16 protein-coding genes are annotated in these 17,176 nt (G+C 39.3%); 7 read left to right on the top strand and 9 right to left on the bottom strand.

Annotation, left to right across the window (positions count from 1 at the left end; all coding sequences use genetic code 11):
- Positions 1–2 precede the first annotated feature (2 nt).
- Complete coding sequence (gene murJ / locus MVE01_RS06210) at positions 3–1,409, bottom strand: murein biosynthesis integral membrane protein MurJ (protein ID WP_472561309.1); 1,407 nt, start codon at positions 1,407–1,409, stop codon at positions 3–5.
- A gap of 136 nt (positions 1,410–1,545) precedes the next feature.
- Here murJ and ruvA point away from each other — a divergent pair, with 136 nt between their 5' ends.
- Complete coding sequence (gene ruvA, locus MVE01_RS06215) at positions 1,546–2,103, top strand: Holliday junction branch migration protein RuvA (protein WP_472561310.1); 558 nt, start codon at positions 1,546–1,548, stop codon at positions 2,101–2,103.
- A 3-nt stretch (positions 2,104–2,106) separates the two neighbouring features.
- Here ruvA and MVE01_RS06220 read toward each other — a convergent pair whose 3' ends face one another.
- From MVE01_RS06220 to MVE01_RS06250, 7 genes are all read right to left on the bottom strand, one after another.
- The gene (locus MVE01_RS06220) at positions 2,107–2,916 is read right to left on the bottom strand and encodes a thrombospondin type 3 repeat-containing protein (RefSeq protein WP_472561311.1); all 810 of its coding nucleotides are present in this window, start codon (positions 2,914–2,916) and stop codon (positions 2,107–2,109) included.
- Complete coding sequence (locus tag MVE01_RS06225; RefSeq protein WP_472561312.1) at positions 2,909–3,433, bottom strand: hypothetical protein; 525 nt, start codon at positions 3,431–3,433, stop codon at positions 2,909–2,911. Before MVE01_RS06225 ends, MVE01_RS06220 begins: the two co-directional genes overlap by 8 nt.
- Positions 3,430–4,485 (bottom strand): sensor histidine kinase, encoded by a 1,056-nt coding sequence (locus tag MVE01_RS06230; RefSeq protein ID WP_472561313.1) that lies wholly within the window; start codon positions 4,483–4,485, stop codon positions 3,430–3,432. The genes MVE01_RS06225 and MVE01_RS06230 overlap by 4 nt, the downstream gene beginning before the upstream one ends.
- Positions 4,472–5,098, bottom strand: a complete 627-nt coding sequence (locus MVE01_RS06235) for a response regulator transcription factor (RefSeq protein ID WP_472561314.1) — start codon at positions 5,096–5,098, stop codon at positions 4,472–4,474. The genes MVE01_RS06230 and MVE01_RS06235 overlap by 14 nt, the downstream gene beginning before the upstream one ends.
- Before the next feature lie 161 nt (positions 5,099–5,259).
- Positions 5,260–7,575, bottom strand: a complete 2,316-nt coding sequence (locus tag MVE01_RS06240; protein WP_472561315.1) for a hypothetical protein — start codon at positions 7,573–7,575, stop codon at positions 5,260–5,262.
- 95 nt (positions 7,576–7,670) lie between these two features.
- Entirely contained in the window at positions 7,671–8,366 is a 696-nt protein-coding gene (locus MVE01_RS06245; protein WP_472561316.1) for a C40 family peptidase, read from the bottom strand.
- A 49-nt stretch (positions 8,367–8,415) separates the two neighbouring features.
- A complete protein-coding gene (locus tag MVE01_RS06250) occupies positions 8,416–8,769 on the bottom strand; it encodes a hypothetical protein (RefSeq protein WP_472561317.1) in 354 nt (117 codons plus the stop codon).
- A gap of 74 nt (positions 8,770–8,843) precedes the next feature.
- Here MVE01_RS06250 and MVE01_RS06255 point away from each other — a divergent pair, with 74 nt between their 5' ends.
- From MVE01_RS06255 to MVE01_RS06270, 4 genes are all read left to right on the top strand, one after another.
- The gene (locus MVE01_RS06255; protein ID WP_472561318.1) at positions 8,844–9,986 is read left to right on the top strand and encodes a BaiN/RdsA family NAD(P)/FAD-dependent oxidoreductase; all 1,143 of its coding nucleotides are present in this window, start codon (positions 8,844–8,846) and stop codon (positions 9,984–9,986) included.
- Between the two features lie 78 nt (positions 9,987–10,064).
- Positions 10,065–11,315: a L,D-transpeptidase family protein gene (locus tag MVE01_RS06260; RefSeq protein WP_472561319.1), complete on the top strand. Its 1,251-nt coding sequence runs from the start codon at positions 10,065–10,067 to the stop codon at positions 11,313–11,315.
- A gap of 61 nt (positions 11,316–11,376) precedes the next feature.
- Positions 11,377–12,105 carry an alpha/beta fold hydrolase gene (locus MVE01_RS06265; protein ID WP_472561320.1) on the top strand — a complete coding sequence of 243 codons (729 nt, stop codon included), beginning with the start codon at positions 11,377–11,379 and terminating at the stop codon, positions 12,103–12,105.
- Positions 12,105–13,568, top strand: coding sequence for a Mur ligase family protein (locus MVE01_RS06270; protein WP_472561321.1), 1,464 nt, complete (start codon positions 12,105–12,107; stop codon positions 13,566–13,568). The genes MVE01_RS06265 and MVE01_RS06270 overlap by 1 nt, the downstream gene beginning before the upstream one ends.
- Before the next feature lie 111 nt (positions 13,569–13,679).
- Here MVE01_RS06270 and MVE01_RS06275 read toward each other — a convergent pair whose 3' ends face one another.
- Complete coding sequence (locus tag MVE01_RS06275) at positions 13,680–14,117, bottom strand: META domain-containing protein (protein WP_472561322.1); 438 nt, start codon at positions 14,115–14,117, stop codon at positions 13,680–13,682.
- A gap of 62 nt (positions 14,118–14,179) precedes the next feature.
- Here MVE01_RS06275 and MVE01_RS06280 point away from each other — a divergent pair, with 62 nt between their 5' ends.
- Positions 14,180–14,986 (top strand): hypothetical protein, encoded by an 807-nt coding sequence (locus tag MVE01_RS06280; protein ID WP_472561323.1) that lies wholly within the window; start codon positions 14,180–14,182, stop codon positions 14,984–14,986.
- Entirely contained in the window at positions 14,976–16,856 is a 1,881-nt protein-coding gene (locus tag MVE01_RS06285; protein ID WP_472561324.1) for a TRAP transporter large permease subunit, read from the top strand. The genes MVE01_RS06280 and MVE01_RS06285 overlap by 11 nt, the downstream gene beginning before the upstream one ends.
- Positions 16,857–17,176: the final 320 nt, after the last annotated feature.

Here is a 17,176-nt window from a genome sequence, read left to right on the forward strand (position 1 = left end):
TTTTATCTTATATGTTGAATAAAGAATGCATTGAGAGACGATAGTAAAATAGCAAATAAAAACAATCCAACTACAAAATAGACCGATCTTCTTGATTTTATAATCTCTAAAAATCTATCAAACCCTACCTCTTTTACAGTCAGACCAAAGAGTACCCAACCTCCGATACTTCCGGCAAGTGCCAATCCTGAAGCTCCCATGAACTGCATGAGTATAAGTGATGCACTTACAGATGTAATAAGTGCATAGACTGCTATTTTAGCTGCTTTTTTATGACGATGTGAGGCATAAAGAAAGAGTGAGAAGAGTTTTGCCAGTCCAAAAGGCAGAAGCCCTACCATGTACATTTGAAGTACATTTACAGTCTCAATCGTTTGTAACTGAGTGAATTTTCCTCTCTCAAAGAGCAGCCACACAATGGGCTCAGCCAGTAAAATACCGCCTATCATGGCACCCCCAAGTAAAAAAGCAAGCAGCCAAAAAGCTTTGTCGAGGTTTGCATAGGCACTTTTTTCGTCATTATTTTTCAGAGACTTTGAGACGGAAGGAAACAGTACTGTAGCTGTAGCAATGGCAATGATGGCAAGTGGAAGTTGAAATACACGGTTGGCATAAAAGAGGTAGGAGACAGACCCTGTCATAAGAAAGGTAGCCAGTATAGTGTCTATAAAAGCAGAGATCTGCGGTGTGGAATTTCCAATGATACCGGGAAGGAAAAGAGACTGAAAATGTTTTTTCTCTTCTTTGACATCTTTGTGTTTTCTGTATTTCCATCCTCCTATAAGTAGTTTATGCAAGTTGAATCTGTTTAGCGTAATGAGATGGGCGACAATTTGCAACCCACCCCCTATGAGTACCGCAAAACTCAATGCATAGGCAACTGTTTTTGGATCTTCTTTCATGTAAAGCCACAGTGCTGTGATCATGGAGATATTCAGTAAAGCCGTAGACATGGCGGTGGTAGCAAAATGCTCTTTGTATTGTAGCAGTGTAGCTAAAAAAGTAACAATAAAAATGAGGTCAAGATACCAAAAATTGATAGCGGTAAGCGGTGCTGTATCAGCAATAAGATCTTTCCCCCATCCCCATGCCAAAAGTTTGGTAATGGGTTCGGGAAAGAAGGTGATGAACAGGGAGAATGCCATTAAGAAAAGCAGGAATCTCAGGAATATGGCTGTGGCAAAAACACCTTTATGTCTACTGGCTATAAAAGAGGGCATAAAGGCCTGCGTAAAGGCACCTTCTGCAAAGATACGGCGAAAAAGATTTGGAAGTTTAAAGGCAACAAAGAACATGTCTGACCAGACTGAAGCTCCCAGTGCAGATGCCATGAGAACATCACGCCCCAAACCGGTTACTCGTGAAAATAAAATACCAAAGCTGTTGGTAAAGATAGATTTTAATCGCATAATGCTCTTTGATTTTAAATTGAAAGCTATTGTATCCAAATGTTGATTTAAAAGAAAAATATGACAATTTGACATATTTTTAGTTTTTTCCAAAAAGAGTTGATATACTTCACCTATCAATACATAAAGGTCTGTCATGATAGTAGGAATAGAAGGTGTAGTAGAAAGACGTGATCCAACATTTGTGCATCTTAATGTTCATGGGATCATCTACGAAGTCCATGTCTCCATCAATACATCCAATGCTATACAGGAGAAAAGCGTTAAACTCTATGTCACGCAGGTCATCCGTGAAGATGCTGATCTGTTGTTCGGGTTTATGGATACCAATGAGAAAAAGATGTTTGACACGGTACTTAAGATAAACGGGGTAGGTCCCAAAGTGGGGCTGGCTATCTGTTCTACTTTTACCCCGAGCACCTTTGCCAAAGTGGTTGCTTCCAAAGATGTGAGTATGCTTAAACGAGTTCCCGGTATAGGCCCTAAGGCTGCCAGCCGCATCTTGGTGGAATTGGCAGACTTTATTGTGGATGGAAATGAAGAGAGTGGAGTTTCCGGAGCTTTAGGTGAAGCGGTCATGGCACTGGAAAGTCTAGGCTTTAAAAAAGATGCCATCCGTAAAGCACTTTCAGGATGTTCCGGAGATACGAGTACACTTGTCAAAGAGGGGTTAAAGAAACTGCAGAGACTATAGCTATTACCAAAATTTATACCCAATTTTAAAATTTAATGAATCATGCAAGTCCTCATCTATTTCTCTATTATATGAGAGCGTTGCAAACCAGTCTTTGTTTATTTTATAGTAGAGGGTACTACCTAAACTTCTAGTAACATGTTCATTGGTAAATTTACTTTCAGAGAGTCCAAATGTGAGATTGGCATAAAATTTATTTGTAAAAAAGTATCCTGCTCCAATATAGAAATTATTGGTGTCTCGTAGTGGGGTAATGACTTTTTCATCTTGTACAAAGGTATGACTAAGTCCAGTAAAAACAGAAAGTGAATGGGTAGGATAATAACTTAATGAAGAGTAAAGTGTATAATCTGTTTTATTTCCGGTAAAGTCATAAGTAGGGAACTTTATCCCCATGCCCAAACCAAGTTTTAGTTTTTTTGTGAGCTTGATTCGTTTTCTAATTTTAAATGTGGTATCTAAAATACCACTGTTTGTATTGTGTGAATAGTAGCCGCTTCTTAGAGAGTAACTCCAGTTGTTATGATAATAACTGAGTTGTACCGTACCGGTATCTTGTTGTTTTCTTCCTACCAAGTCTTCGTTGGTACTAAAGCCATACCCTAGTGTGAGTGTCATACTGTCGTATTCGGTTTCATTAGGGAGTGTTAGTATCGTTGTTGTGCATCCTTGGGCATTGACTTGATTTAAGAAAGGAGTGTGCGGACATTGGTCGAGACTATCGGGTACTCCATCAAAATCTTCATCATTGATACCTTGGGCATAACTTAGTGTACTTGCTAATAGTCCTAGAGCCAATAGTTTTTTAGTCATCATTATGCTCCTCTTCATGTCTATCTTCTGTCTCATTCTCAACATGCTCCTGTGTTTGTGTTTCGATATTGTCCTCTGTTTCATTACTGGTTTCATTCTCTACACTATTGTCAGTTTCATTGGAAGTTTCGTTTTCAACATTGTTTTCGGTCTCATTGGAGGTTTCATTCTCTATATTATTTTCTGTCTGATTGGTAGTGCTCTCTTGTGCATCATTGTCTTTGATCCTCTCTAATGTATCATTATGATGTTTGGAATATCTACGTGGTTTATGTCGAGTGATTTCTCTAAGTGCAGCATTCGCATGTTTACTACTATTGATCGATCTTAGTTTCGTTAGTGCCTCTATTCGCTCTGTCTCTTTCATTTGTACTATTTCACGTTTAAAAGCATTCATTAATTTAAAGCGTTCTGATACAGAAGCCTTTTGTATAGCTTCTATCTGGGAATCTACATCAGAGATAATGGGCAGTGACAATGCAATGCATAACACCCATGGAAGAAAAAAATATTTCATCTGTTCTCCTCCGGGAGGTTTTTAAAATCAAGTATGACCTCTGTCCCCTGATTTAACTTGCTTTTTATATGTAGGATAATATTGAGTTCATTTGTCAGCTTTTGGACAATATGCAATCCCAAACCTATGCCTCTGTCCTGTTCTTTATAATAACGATCCAATACTTTTTGGATCTCTTTGATCCCTTTACCGGTATCTTGTATGACCAGTCTGTTTTGAGCAATAGTGAGCTTCACTTCTCCGTTGGGTTTATTATATTTTGCAGCATTGCTTAGTAGATTATCGAGTATACGGGTAAGTAGTTCTTCATTGCTCCATTTAAGAAGATCATGCTTTTTGTAATACACAAAAGAGATCTTTGGGTAGATGTTCTGTATGAATTCCAAACGTTTTTTTGCCAATAGTGCTATATCTATATGACTGTTTTGTGAAGGAGAGTGATGCAGGAAACTTTTTAGATTATTCTGCAACAAAAGAATAGTATTGATACTCTTTGAGACCTTGTTAATGAAAGGATCTTCTCCTTTTTCTTTTTTGAACATATTGATATTGAGTAACATTGCAGTAATGGGTGTATTAAAATCATGCAGGATATCTTTAATGAATTCATCGTTGATACGTAATGCTTTTCGAATAGGTTTAAGACTATAGAGGGTAAAGAAGAAAGCAATTCCCATGAGTAAGAAAGTTGCAACAATGAACTTAATCCAGAGAATATTTCGTATATGGGTCATATCTTTATGTAGTGCTTTTTTAGGATAGGAGATCCTGATCAGATACTTTTGGGATTTTGGAATAGTAAAAAAACTATATAAACCGCTGTTTTCATACAGTCTGTTCAGCTTATGGTTGTCTTTGGGTGCAAAATTGAACTGAAATTGGTCACATTTCATCGTATAGCTGCATAATTGCATGGTTTTATGTATATTTTGCTTATACTCTTTGATCTCTGTATGATTAAGTTCCCCAAAAAGCAAAACAAGCAACACTTCCAACAGTGAAAAAAATACAAGAAAATTTTTGAGCAGAGACTCTTTTTCATAACTTTTCAAGAATATATCCTCTGCCTCTGATATTTTTAATCGTGATACCAAGTCTTTGTTTTATTTTGGTTAATGCCACGCGAAGGGCTGTATCTGAAATATGGTCAAGACATTCATAGAGTTCTTCTTTATTTACGATTTTGCCTTGATGAAGAAGGAGTTTCTCAAAAATCTTAAACTGCACATTTCCAATATCAATGATCTCCCCACTCAATCGTAGAATTCTTGCATATGAATCATAGTTTATATTGCCATAATGTATTGATCTCTTCTTGAATTTCGCATCAATACGAATCAGTAATTCTTCTGGAGAAAAAGGTTTTTTGATGTAGTCAACAGCACCCAGATCAAACCCTTTTGCCATAGAGTTCATATCAGTAAGTGCAGTAATAAATATAACAGGTGTTCGGTCTTCAGCATTTCTGAGTGACCCCAACAAAGACAGACCACTCCCTTCCGGCAGATTAATATCAAAAAGATAAAGATCATATTTTTGGGAAAAAGTAAGTTCTTCAGCCTCTTCAATATTTAGGGCTGTATCTACACCATAGCCTTCACGAGAGAGAAACAGTTGTAGTGTTTCACTTAGTATTTGGTCATCTTCTAAGAGCAGGAGTTTCATTTTATACCTTTTGTGGGTGCATTTATTTTAACATAAAAATTGACTTTTGGTTGTGAAGGATTGTATCAAAGAGAGTGTTAAGGGAGTGTTATTTGAAATGTGGATGGGAGAAAAAGGGAGAGAGACTCTCCCTCCCCGCGAAGCAAACAGGAATTTCTCTTTTATGGGTTTGGTCCGTTATGACAGTCATAACATGAGACCTGATGATCTTTTTGCAGGGTTTTGTTTCCATGTTCAACACTGAGTGTACGTGTTGTGAACATTTCAGAAAGTGCAGAACCTCTGTAGTTTTGTCCATGACAAACTTTACATTGTGCAGCATTTCTTTCTGCAACATGTTTATGACCGCTGACCCAAGACTGTCCAACAGGGTGCATACCGTGTGGTCCGCCTGTAGTAGTGTTTGGTACAGAACTGTGACATGAGGCACATTCACCGATAGTTCCTGTATGTCCTTGAATACCTTCACTTAAAATATTGTCCGCATTGTGTGCAGGGTAGATGGCATGTGTTGCACCGTGACAAGCTTCACACTGTAACTTACCATGACCGGTACTAAATCTATATAGACTGACACCTGTCATTGGTGTATTGGTGTTGGTAGCAAATTTTGTATCTACCACATGTCTGAGTGTATTGGTCGCTGGATCAATTGCTGATGTTTCACGCATACCATCATGGTGACATGCTTGACAGTTTGGCTCACTTAGCCAACCTTTTCTATTGGCATCTCCTACATTGCTCATATGACCATGACAACTTTGACATTGCATTGTGTTCTGTCCGTTTGCATCTTTAGAATCTCCCATAGCACCTCTAAGACATTTAGTTGCTGCCCCTGGGTGACAAGCATAACATGCACCTCTATTGGTACTGTCATTCATTGCTAAGTTGGTATATGGATCGATAACTTTAGCATGGTAACTATGTATAGCTGTAGTAAAGGCTTTAATATTATCTACACCTGTACCTGGTAATGCATTGGAGCTGTGACATGCTGAACATAAGATAGGCGTACCTGCTCTTGCACTTGCTTCAAGTCCTGCTGCATCATAAGTGTAGCCTTTTTTATTGAGTGATGCCATATGATCTTTGACTGCATTTGGCATACGTTCATCATGCAGACGTAGTACGTTCAGCTTGAAGTCTTTTTCTGGGTCTGTGTCAGCAACCCATCCTGCATTTGGTTTTGCTTTTGGTGACAGTGAATTGGTTGCGTGACAACGCTTACAATCCATCTCATCACTAATAGGCAGTACCACTTTAGCTGTAGCAAGTACATTTCCTGCAGTGTCTTTTGCTGTGACTTTGACCAGTGGATAGTAGTTTTTACTTCCGTCATCATTATAAGGTGTAAGTGGTAAGCCTTCTGCTTTCCACCACTTCTCTTGTGTATCAAATAACATACTTTGAGGTATGGTACTTGGTGTTTTCTTACCCGTCAAACCTACGTCAGGCTGTAAATTTGAATTTGGAAAAAGTTTATTACTAAAGTCCCAGAAGTTGGTTTTATCTGCACTTGACGTGTTGATTTTACCATCAGTTCCTGTGGTAGATTCATAGGTCAATGTTACACCGCTAGTGACTAAACCACCATTTTTATCTTTGAGTTGTGCATGGAGATTATTGTAAGGAGGAAGTACTGAGAATACAGAGAAGTCATTTCCATCCATACAGTGCATTCCTAGGTCATTCCATGCTGTGAGTATATATCCGTTGGATGTAGTTGTTCCACCACCAGTTGTTCCACCACCTGTTGAAGTGTTGGTATCGGTAGTTCCTCCATCATCATGGTCATCATCATGACTACTATCATTTTGAGTATCATTGTTTGAATCCATAATATCTGGTGTACCATTATGATTGCTGTCATCTTGGATGTCAGGTGTTCCATTATTATTGGTGTCTTCATACGCTGTAGGTGTACCGTTGTGATTTGGATCTTCATAGACATCTACGGTACCATTTTGATTGCTATCGTATGTAGTGTCAGGGGTCGTTGTTTCAGTTGCTCCTTGAGGAATATCTATCACCATAGGTGTATCTTTGACATGGTCACTATTGTTATCGTCCATAGCAGTTGGGTCTTGTGGAAGATCTACATATCCTAAATCAACGATATCACCTGTCATCTGGATACGTGTAGATTCATTACCTGATGCATCTTGGAATGCTAACATAGTAATGGTTCTTTGTGCAGGATTGTCTTCATTCATTGTCATCACAATATAACAACTACTGTCTTTTTTCACATCCAGTTCAAAAGGATGACGGTTGGTATCGTTATTATTTGATTTGGTTGTGTAATATTTTCCGTTATCACAGAAAGCCTCGATTTTGGTTCCCGGTACTGTACCTATAAGCTTTGTTGTCTGTGTGGTAGTTGTTGTTGCAGCAGTTGTTCCGCCACCTCCACCACCACAGGCAACAAGTAAAGGTATAGCTGACAAACTAAGTAGTATGGATCTTTTTTTCATGTGCGCTCCTTTTTCATGTGCATTCAAAATTATAGGATACATGGTATTACTGTTGTGTTAGGGAAGTGTTAGGGGAGTGTTAATTGAAAAATAGTTTAGGATTCTTTTTGCAATACTCTTTTGGCAGTAACCAATTTCTTTGCATAATATCCGTGGTCAATAGGGGAGATAATGATCCCTTTTTTCCTGGAGGCAGCATGAATGAACTTTCCACCCCCTATGTAGATACCCACATGGGTGACAGGAATACCGCGTGACTTGTCGGTAAGAAAAAAGAGAAGATCGCCTTTTTGAAGGTTGTTTTTCTCAACTGGGGTTCCTTTTTTAGACTGTGCCCATGCTGTGCGGGGAAGATGGATATTATGTTTGTTATAAAGGTATTGCACATATCCGGAACAGTCAAATCCTTGTGGTGTAGTACCGCCCCAGACATATTTTCCGCCTTTGAAAACTTTAGCATCTTTGAGTAGTTGTTTTCTGTCTGCTTTTGAAAGGTGATAGATTTTTCCTGCTTTTTTTGCAGCTGCTTTGGCTTTGGCAATACGCTTGGCTCTTTGTCTTGCAGCTTCTGCCATACGGGCAAGGTTTTCTGCACGATGCAGTTCATTATAGATGGCCTGGAGTGAATATTCTGTGGCTTTTTGGTTCAAGTAGGCATTTTGGGTATGTGCAATCTGCTTACTGTGGAATACTTTGCCTTTTTTATCGGTAATAGTAAAGAGATTCCCGTATGCAAAGGATAAAACAGTAGTTATAATGATCACTTTTTTGAACATGATCCCCTCATCCATATTTTTTACTATTATAACATAAAAAAACAGAAGGGTTTATAAAGTTTTTCTAATGATGTGTTCCGCAGAAGTTTGCATCGCAGCCGTGTACTTTCCCGGAGAATTTTGAATTATTTACCAAGAATTTTTCTAAACGTTTTTTATGCTGTTTGAAAAGAGAAGACTTTAGGCTGCTAAGTCCCTTGGGCTTGTTCTTATGAATCTTCTCAAGTTTACCTTCTGTTTCAAAATAGAATTCCCAATCATCGTCATCAACCTGTTTTGCCATGTAAAAAGGTGTACCATGGCAAGATTTACAGAGTTTTGTAAGTATTCGAAACGCTCTTGTGTCGTAATTCTCCGCAGCAGGGGAGAAAGTCATGAATGTAGAGAGTAGAAAAAAAATAATAATCAGAAGTTTCATAGATACACCTTTTTTATATGTATTCTAATCGTTTACATGTGTAATTTATGTGTAGCTTTAGCTATAATTCCATTATGCATAATGAGATAATTATTATAGGAGGAGGGGCAAGTGCTTTAATGCTGGCCTCTTTGCTTCCAAAAAACAGTGCAACTGTCATAGAACATAATGCAGAACCCGGAGCTAAAATACTTATTTCCGGTGGAGGAAAGTGCAATATAACGAATGTAGTTATGGGCAGTGAATACTATGTGGGTAAAAGTACTTTTGTGCAGAGTGCTCTGGATCTTTTTGATGAGAAAGCACTTTTAAAATGGTTACAGTCCCGTCAACTTAGACCTGTACTTAAAAAGAACCATCAATATTTTTGTTCACAGAGTGCCAAAGAGCTTTTGGATGTTTTTTTGAAAGAAGGTAAAAAACAGAAGATGTTTTTAGGCGAAAATGTTACTAATGTAAGTAAGCGGGGTGCCTTTTTCAGTGTTAGGACAGACAAACGGACGTTAAATGCCAAATATGTGGTGGTTGCCTCCGGTGGGCTTAGTTTCCCTAAACTTGGAGCAAGCCCCATTGGCTATGAAATAGCAGCATCTTTTGGACATAAGATTAAAAGAACAGCACCTGCTTTGGTAGGATTTACAGTACAAAAAGAGCAGTTCTTTTTTAAAGCGCTTTCTGGTGTTTCTACAGAAGTGGAGATCAAAGTAGCAGATCAGTACTGTAAAGGTTCCTTACTCTTTACCCATAAAGGTATTAGCGGTCCGGCTATTCTGGATGCCTCCCTATATTGGGAAAAAGGAAAAATAGAGGTAGATTTTCTGCCGAATTTTGCATGGGAGAGTATTCAAAAGAGTAAAAAACAACTCTCTTCACTCTTACCTATGCCTAAACGTGTTACTAAGGCATTTTTGGTACAATTGAATCTGGACGATAAACAAGGGGTTAAAATAACACAGGAAGAACTGTGCTTATTACAAACATTGAATCATTACAGTTTTGCACCCGCAGGTACATTTGGCTATGCCAAAGCAGAAGTGACCAAAGGCGGGATTTGTACCAATGAAGTGCATGCAGACTCAATGATGAGTAAAAAAACAGAGGGACTCTATTTTACAGGTGAAGTACTGGATGTAACAGGGCGTTTGGGAGGATATAACTTTCAATGGGCATTTTCAAGTGCTTATGCATGTGCGAACAGTATAAAAAAGTATCTGTAAGGTAAAATTGACATTTTTTGACAAGTTAGTGTTGTATTATTGTGTTGAATTAAGGGATACTCTGAAAAAAGGAAGATGATGAGATTAAAGGTTTTATGGAGTGTCGTACTGGCAGTACTTCTAAGCGGTTGTGTGGGAACACCGGACAATGAAGGCTGGAGATACGGTCAGAAAAATGAATTCTTAAAAATACTTGAGACAGATAAATATGCCTCGATCTGCGATAAGCAGAGACTTTATGAAAAGGTTAAACAGAGCAGAAATTCCAAACTGATGACCAAAATGCTTGTAGCCTATGCAAATAACCTTGCCAACGGCTGTATAGACCTTAAAAGTTTTAAAGCATCCCAACGTGAGAAAAAAGCAAAAGATATAGATACGTATTATGAGACTTATATGCAGAAGGTCAAGAAATCAGATATTGTCATGAAGCTCAAAGCCGGACAGTCTATCGATATGATACTTAAGCCGTATGTGCCTCAAACACCACAGTTTTCCAAACTTATTCATACATATAAAGTTTTGAAAAAAGATGGTAATGTCTCTGCTGAGACATTGCATAAGGTACGTCTTAATATTGAGAGAACAAAACTCATGAAACCGGAAATGGGTACAAATTATGCACTTATTAATGTCCCAGAGTTTAAAGTACGACTTATAGAAAGCGGTAAAACAACGCTTAAATTTCCTGTGATCGTGGGTAAGCCAAACATGCAGACACCTATTTTTTCAGAACGATTGAAGTATGTTGAGATCAACCCACAATGGAATGTGCCTGACTCCATTATGAGAAGATCGTATGTTGCAAAGATCAAAAGAAATCCGGGATGGGTAGCGGCAAAGGGGATGGAACTGCATAAAGAATCCTACGATCTTCGTTCACCAAAAGTAAATCCTGCTTCTGTAGACTGGTCCAAATACCCTAAGGATGGCAAGGGTTATATCCCATACAAACTTGTCCAAGTACCATCTGTTAAAAATGGTCTGGGAAGAGTGAAGTTCATTTTTCCTAACTCACATGCTGTCTATATGCATGATACGCAGGGAAAATCTCTTTTTAAGAGAAAAATAAGATGTTTCAGTCATGGGTGTATTAGACTTAGTAAGCCGGTTGCACTGTTAAATCATGTGACGACACACTACAGTAACAAGGATCTTCCTACGGTCAAAAACTGGTATGATTCTCTAAAAACAAGACATCTTATCCTCAATAAAAAGTTGCAGGTACATACAGCCTATTATACAGCCTATGTTGACGAATCGGGTCATTTGGAACTTTTTCCTGATGTTTATGGATTTGACAGATCACAAAGACTCAAGATCCAATAGTTAGTGTGGTAATAAAGTGCCATTATGTTAAAATACTTCAATTTTAATACAATGGTACAGCATGGCATCAAAAGAGATAACCTATAAAAAACACTCCTTCCGACTCGCTTATGAACTGGTCAACCCTGCACAGAAAAAAGTACTTCTTGTGCTGCATGGCTGGGGAAGCAATAAAGAAATAATGAAACAGGCATTTGCTAAGCTCTTACCGGAATATAAACATATTTACCTTGATATGCCGGGATTTGGTAAATCAACCAACGATATGATACTTACTACCAAAGACTATGCAGAGATTGTAAAACTTTTTTTAAAAATACTTGATGTTACACCCACTATTGCGATGGGACACTCTTTTGGCGGTAAAGTCTCTACACTGCTTCATACACCGTGCCTGGTGCTTCTTTCAAGTGCCGGTGTAGTGACAGAAAAACCGTGGTCGATCAAACTTAAGATCGCTACAGTGAAGTTTTTAAAACCGCTTGGTATAACATTTATCCGTGATATGTTCAAGAGTAAAGATGTGGAAAATATGAGCCATGAGATGTATGAGACGTTTAAAAATGTGGTAGATGAGGATTTTGAAGCCTCTTTTGCCCAAAGTAAAAGCAAGACCATGTGTTTCTGGGGCAAAGAAGATACTGCCACACCGCTTTACACCGGAGAGAAGATAGCCGGACTCATCAAGGACTCAGTATTCTATCCGTTGGATGGAGATCATTTTTTCTTTTTGAAACATGCAAATTTTATTGCACAAACCATTTCTGAACACTGTAAGGATCAAGACTAATGCTACAAATATTCAATGCACTTTTTTATGGACTTTTTATTTTGGCTATGGGTTACTATGCCATTACAAACCTGCAGTGGTACAGCTACAAACTTGAACGTGTCATCCTTCACCACACCAAAACCTGGTGGCACTTTGCTTACTTCCTCGTCCCGTTTGCTCTGTATGAGTTGGTAAATTATGCTACTGACAACCGTTACGGATTTGTTGTGGTACTCATCTATTTGGCAGCACTGTTTCAATGGTACAGAGGACTGGACAAACCGTTGGTCTGGACAGGAAGGGTCAAACGTTTCTTTGCTGCCATGCTTCTGTTTGCCATTTTTATTGCTGTTGCCTTCAAACACTTTGCTGTCATTCTTCCTATCTTTTTGGCCTACTTTATCTCTCTTTTCATTGAGAAGATGCTCTTTAACGGTTTCAAGGTCAAAGCACAGAAGAAGATAGAAGCTATGGAGAACCTTACGGTTGTAGGTGTGACAGCAAGTTACGGTAAAACAAGTATTAAGAACTATATAGAACATCTGCTCAAAGCCAAGTATAAAACCTATGCAACCCCGCGATCGGTCAATACACTGGGTGGCGTGATGAAAGATGTCAATGATGAACTGCCTGAAGATACGGAAGTCTATGTGGTAGAGATGGGGGCAAGAGGAGAAGGAGACATCGCTGAGATCACTACATTTGTTAATCCTCACTATGTGGTGGTAGGGAAGATCGGTCCTGCACATATTGAGTACTTTAAAACTATGGAGAACATTCGCAATACCAAAATGGAGATACTCCAAACATCAAGATTAAAACAGGCATGGATACATGAGAGTGCCATGGTCAAGCCTGAGTCCAATGTACATACTTTCGGAACAAAAGAGAATTTGGATATCCGCTCAGGTCTGCCTGCACCGGAATTTACTATAGAAGATGTAGAGGCTACACTGGATGCTACAAGCTTTACGCTGAATGGTGTACGCTACTCTGCAAGTATTTTGGGTGCCTTTAATGCCATGAACCTGGCAGCTGCCGTACTGGTAGCCAAAGAGCTTGGACTCAGTGATGAAGAGATACAAAAACAGCTTTCTACACTCAAGCCGGTAGACCATAGACTCCAGCGTATTGATGCAGGTGGCAAAGTAATATTGGATGACTCTTTTAACGGAAACATAGATGGAATGATGGCTTCATTTGATCTGGCTTCTACCTACAAGGGCAGAAAAGTAGTCATCACTCCGGGGCTTGTTGAGGTAGATGATGCACTGAATGTGCAAGTAGCCAAACGTGCCAATGAAGTATTTGATGTGGTAGTAGTCACGGGTGATTTAAACTATACTATCTTTAAAGAGCATGTTGATGCAGATAAATTGGTGAAGTTGGCAACTAAAGGTGAGATGGAGAGTATGCTTGTGGAGCAGACGAGAGTAGGAGATTTAATACTCTTTGCGAATGATGCACCTAGTTTTGTATAAATTTCTTTCATTCTTTTTTTTCTTTGTTGATGCAACAAAGAAAGAAAACGGACCCAAAAAAAGAAAATGCAACCACTGTCGCGACTGCAAATTTTCTTGACAGGCTAATTTTTATTCTTTCCCCATTCTCTTAAAAAAGAGTTCATGATTTTGGCTTTTGATAGTGATGCCTTCTACACCGTATTTTGTATCTTCTGTTATATTGAAGCCCTCTTCAAGTGTTTCGTGTAGACGTTTGCTTACCCAGTTCTCAAGAGGCTCTCTGCATGCCATTCTGGTTGCCATAAGCATAGGAACGGTGATGTTTGTATCACTGTTTTTATGCAAAGCTCCGCCTATGCGGTTACAGCTGTCAAAACCGCTGAGTTTCATCTTCTCTATATCAAAATCCAAAATGGCTCTGGCTTTGCGTACCTCCATGCTGTCCATGACACGCAGGTGCCAGACACCGTTAAGTTTCTCCAAAGGCATACTTTTGATCTCTGCCGATATGGAAGATGTCAATAAAGTTATCAATGCAGTGATGATAACAGTTCTTTTAATAAACATTAAAAAGCTTCCTTGTAAATCTATTTTTGGTATTATATTGAGAATCAATCAATGGAGTATAAATGAGATCCATTTTACTGTTTTTTTTACTGTTTTCCACACTCTTTAGTAACGAGATCAAACTAACACCCAAACAAGCCAACTTCCTTGCCAAAAAAGTATGGCAAAACGAGGGTGCAGGCAAAGACAAGTATCTTATTTGGTGGAACGAAGGAGAGGACTTTGCAAGTCTGGGCATAGGGCATTTCATCTGGTTTCCCAAAGACCATACCGAACGCTTTAGAGAAGTGTTTCCTATGGTGGTAGCGTTTATGCAAAAAAAAGGTGTAGTGTTACCCTCATGGCTCACCCCTGAAACAGACTTTCCTTGGCAGAGTAAAATAGCATTTTTTGCAGCTAAAAAAGCCAAAACAAAACAGTATATGGAACTTTTTTCTTTTCTTAAAAAAACTTTTGGCTACCAAGCAGAATTTATGGTACAAAGGCTCAGTCAGGCATTGCCTCAAATACTAGAGAGTATAGATGATAAGAGGAAAAGAGAGATCATCCAAAGACGTTTTTATGAAGTGATGCACAATAAAGACGGCTCAGTAAACGAAAGAGGGCTTTATGTGCTACTTGACTATACGAATTTCAAAGGTGAGGGAACACTTAAAAGTGAACGCTACAAAGGGCAGGGATGGGGGCTCTTGCAAGTCCTTTGGAATATGGATGACAAAGAGCCTAACAGACTCAGAGCTTTTGCAGAATCTGCAAACCGAATACTCAGTAAACGCATTAAAAATTCACCTCCAAAACGTGGAGAAGAACGTTGGCGTAAAGGGTGGAACAAACGTTTAGAAACATACTGGAGAGAAAATGCAAAATAGAGAGTTTTCTTACTATTTGGATCGGATAAGTAAATATGCAGGTTATTTTGCCGCTGTTTTGGTTGTGGTACTTTCATTTTTGGTAGCCTATGATGCAGCGATGCGTTATTTGTTCTCGGCAGGTTCTATTGCCTTACAGGAAATGGAGTGGCATCTGTTTGACATTATTTTTCTGCTTGGGCTTAGCTATGCACTTAAACATGACAAACACGTAAGAGTGGACATTTTCTTTGAGCGTTATTCACCCAGTACAAAAGCGATCATTCAAATACTCTCTATGTTGTTGTTGGTCATTCCTTTTTCACTACTTTTCCTAAATGATGCATTTGACATGACTTACCAGAGTTATTTGCAGCATGAAGTTTCTTCCGATCCGGGAGGATTGACACACCGCTGGCTTATCAAGGCGATGCTGATAGTGGCTTTTGTACTGCTGCTGCTTCAGTCTGTGAGTGAAGTACTCAAAGCATACCATCGCTTGGAAAACAAAACTATACTTTGGAAAACCCTTGGTGTGGTCGTACTTTTTGGTGGAGTGGTCTACTTTGCCTGGTTTGAACGTATGGCATTTTGGTTTGATCCTGTGTTTCTTATGTTTGCTATGGCTTTGGTGTTACTCATGGCTGGATTTCAGGTAGCCTTTGTCTTTGCAGCTGTGGCACTCTTCTTTGCGCTTATATCCGATGAAGTAGGGCTTGAGGTGTTGGAGATGCTGCCGTACCGAACGTATGGGATTATGGGCAATGTCACGCTCATGGCAGTACCGCTTTTCATTTTCATGGGGCTTGTTTTAGAGAAGTCCAAAATGGCGGAGAATCTGCTTAGCTCCATGGGAAAACTTTTTGGTTCAGTACGTGGCGGTCTGGCTATCTCTGTGGTACTGGTAGGGGCGATACTGGCAGCAAGTACAGGCATCGTCGGGGCTTCAGTGGTGATGATGAGTCTTATTGCTCTGCCGCTAATGCTCAAACACAACTACTCTCCTGCGCTGGCTTCAGGGAGTATAGCAGCTTCGGGGACATTGGGACAGCTTATACCTCCATCCATCGTACTCATTGTGCTGGGTGATCAGATGCACCTGAGTGTGGGTGATCTTTTCCGTGCAGCGGTAGTACCGGGATTGTTGTTGATCATCCTTTATATTGTGTATATTCTACTCATCTCTTTTTTCAACAAAGAGGTTGCTCCTGCCATCATTTCCAATGAACCGTATGGTAAGGTTGTCAAGAATGCTGTGAAAGCCATCATTCCGCCACTTCTACTTATAGGAGCAGTGCTAGGTTCCATCTTTGCAGGGATCGCCTCTCCTACGGAATCTGCGGCTATCGGTGTGTTGGGGGCAATGGGCTTGGCTCTGTTCAACAAAGCTTTTAACTTTGAGCTTGTACGCTACGCAGCTATAGAGACTGTCAAACTCACTGCAATGATATTTATGATATTGATAGGGGCAACGGCATTCTCACTTGTGTTCAACGAACTGGGTGGTGGAGATATGGCACTGCAGTTCTTTACCGGAGATGTAGGGAGTAAATGGACATTCGTTTTGGTTGCCATGCTTGTCATCTTTCTGCTGGGCTTTTTCATAGACTTCATAGAGATAGCTTTTGTAGTTGTCCCTATTTTGGTACCCATCGTTGCAAGCTTCCACATAGACCCCATCTGGTTTGCCATACTCATCGCCATGAACCTGCAGGCAAGCTTCCTCACCCCACCGTTTGGCTTTGCCCTGTTCTATCTTAAGGGTGCAGCGGGAGATAAGGTGAGTACAGGAGATATCTACAGAGGAGTAGTACCGTTTATCGGATTGCAGGTGTTGGCACTGTTGATTATTGTCTTGTTTCCTGATTTGATTTATTTGTTTGGGGAGTGATTAGCTTGATTCATTATTTCCATTAATAATATCTTTGGGCATATTTTCTGTTAATATGCTGAATAAGTTAGTGGTTGATTCTTGTGCAAATCTTGAAGCTGGCTTAATGATTTCAATGATTGTATTTTCTCGTTACCACGTTGCACGTGGTAATGCATACTTCAAATTTGATTATACAGTAAACTTTACTTACGTAGGGTGTTGTACCATGACAACACCAATGATTTGAACTTTTATCAATCTCAGATTTTTTGGTGTTGTGAGGGCACAACACCCTACATATTTAAATCTTTTTAGTCCTTGCTGCGAGAGTATGATTG

It is taken from the genome of Sulfurovum sp., from assembly GCA_026990595.1.
GTDB lineage: Bacteria > Campylobacterota > Campylobacteria > Campylobacterales > Sulfurovaceae > Sulfurovum.

Excerpts from the sequence above, each read along its gene's own strand:
- murJ (WP_472561309.1), bottom strand. The coding sequence starts at position 1,409 with ATGCGATTAAAATCTATCTTTACCAACAGCTTTGGTATTTTATTTTCA.
- MVE01_RS06260 (WP_472561319.1), top strand. The coding sequence starts at position 10,065 with ATGAGATTAAAGGTTTTATGGAGTGTCGTACTGGCAGTACTTCTAAGC.
- MVE01_RS06280 (WP_472561323.1), top strand. The coding sequence starts at position 14,180 with ATGAGATCCATTTTACTGTTTTTTTTACTGTTTTCCACACTCTTTAGT.
- ruvA (WP_472561310.1), top strand. The coding sequence starts at position 1,546 with ATGATAGTAGGAATAGAAGGTGTAGTAGAAAGACGTGATCCAACATTT.
- MVE01_RS06270 (WP_472561321.1), top strand. The coding sequence starts at position 12,105 with ATGCTACAAATATTCAATGCACTTTTTTATGGACTTTTTATTTTGGCT.
- MVE01_RS06250 (WP_472561317.1), bottom strand. The coding sequence starts at position 8,769 with ATGAAACTTCTGATTATTATTTTTTTTCTACTCTCTACATTCATGACT.
- MVE01_RS06240 (WP_472561315.1), bottom strand. The coding sequence starts at position 7,575 with ATGAAAAAAAGATCCATACTACTTAGTTTGTCAGCTATACCTTTACTT.
- MVE01_RS06255 (WP_472561318.1), top strand. The coding sequence starts at position 8,844 with ATGCATAATGAGATAATTATTATAGGAGGAGGGGCAAGTGCTTTAATG.
- MVE01_RS06275 (WP_472561322.1), bottom strand. The coding sequence starts at position 14,117 with ATGTTTATTAAAAGAACTGTTATCATCACTGCATTGATAACTTTATTG.
- MVE01_RS06285 (WP_472561324.1), top strand. The coding sequence starts at position 14,976 with ATGCAAAATAGAGAGTTTTCTTACTATTTGGATCGGATAAGTAAATAT.
- MVE01_RS06265 (WP_472561320.1), top strand. The coding sequence starts at position 11,377 with ATGGCATCAAAAGAGATAACCTATAAAAAACACTCCTTCCGACTCGCT.
- MVE01_RS06245 (WP_472561316.1), bottom strand. The coding sequence starts at position 8,366 with ATGGATGAGGGGATCATGTTCAAAAAAGTGATCATTATAACTACTGTT.
- MVE01_RS06225 (WP_472561312.1), bottom strand. The coding sequence starts at position 3,433 with ATGAAATATTTTTTTCTTCCATGGGTGTTATGCATTGCATTGTCACTG.
- MVE01_RS06235 (WP_472561314.1), bottom strand. The coding sequence starts at position 5,098 with ATGAAACTCCTGCTCTTAGAAGATGACCAAATACTAAGTGAAACACTA.
- MVE01_RS06220 (WP_472561311.1), bottom strand. The coding sequence starts at position 2,916 with ATGACTAAAAAACTATTGGCTCTAGGACTATTAGCAAGTACACTAAGT.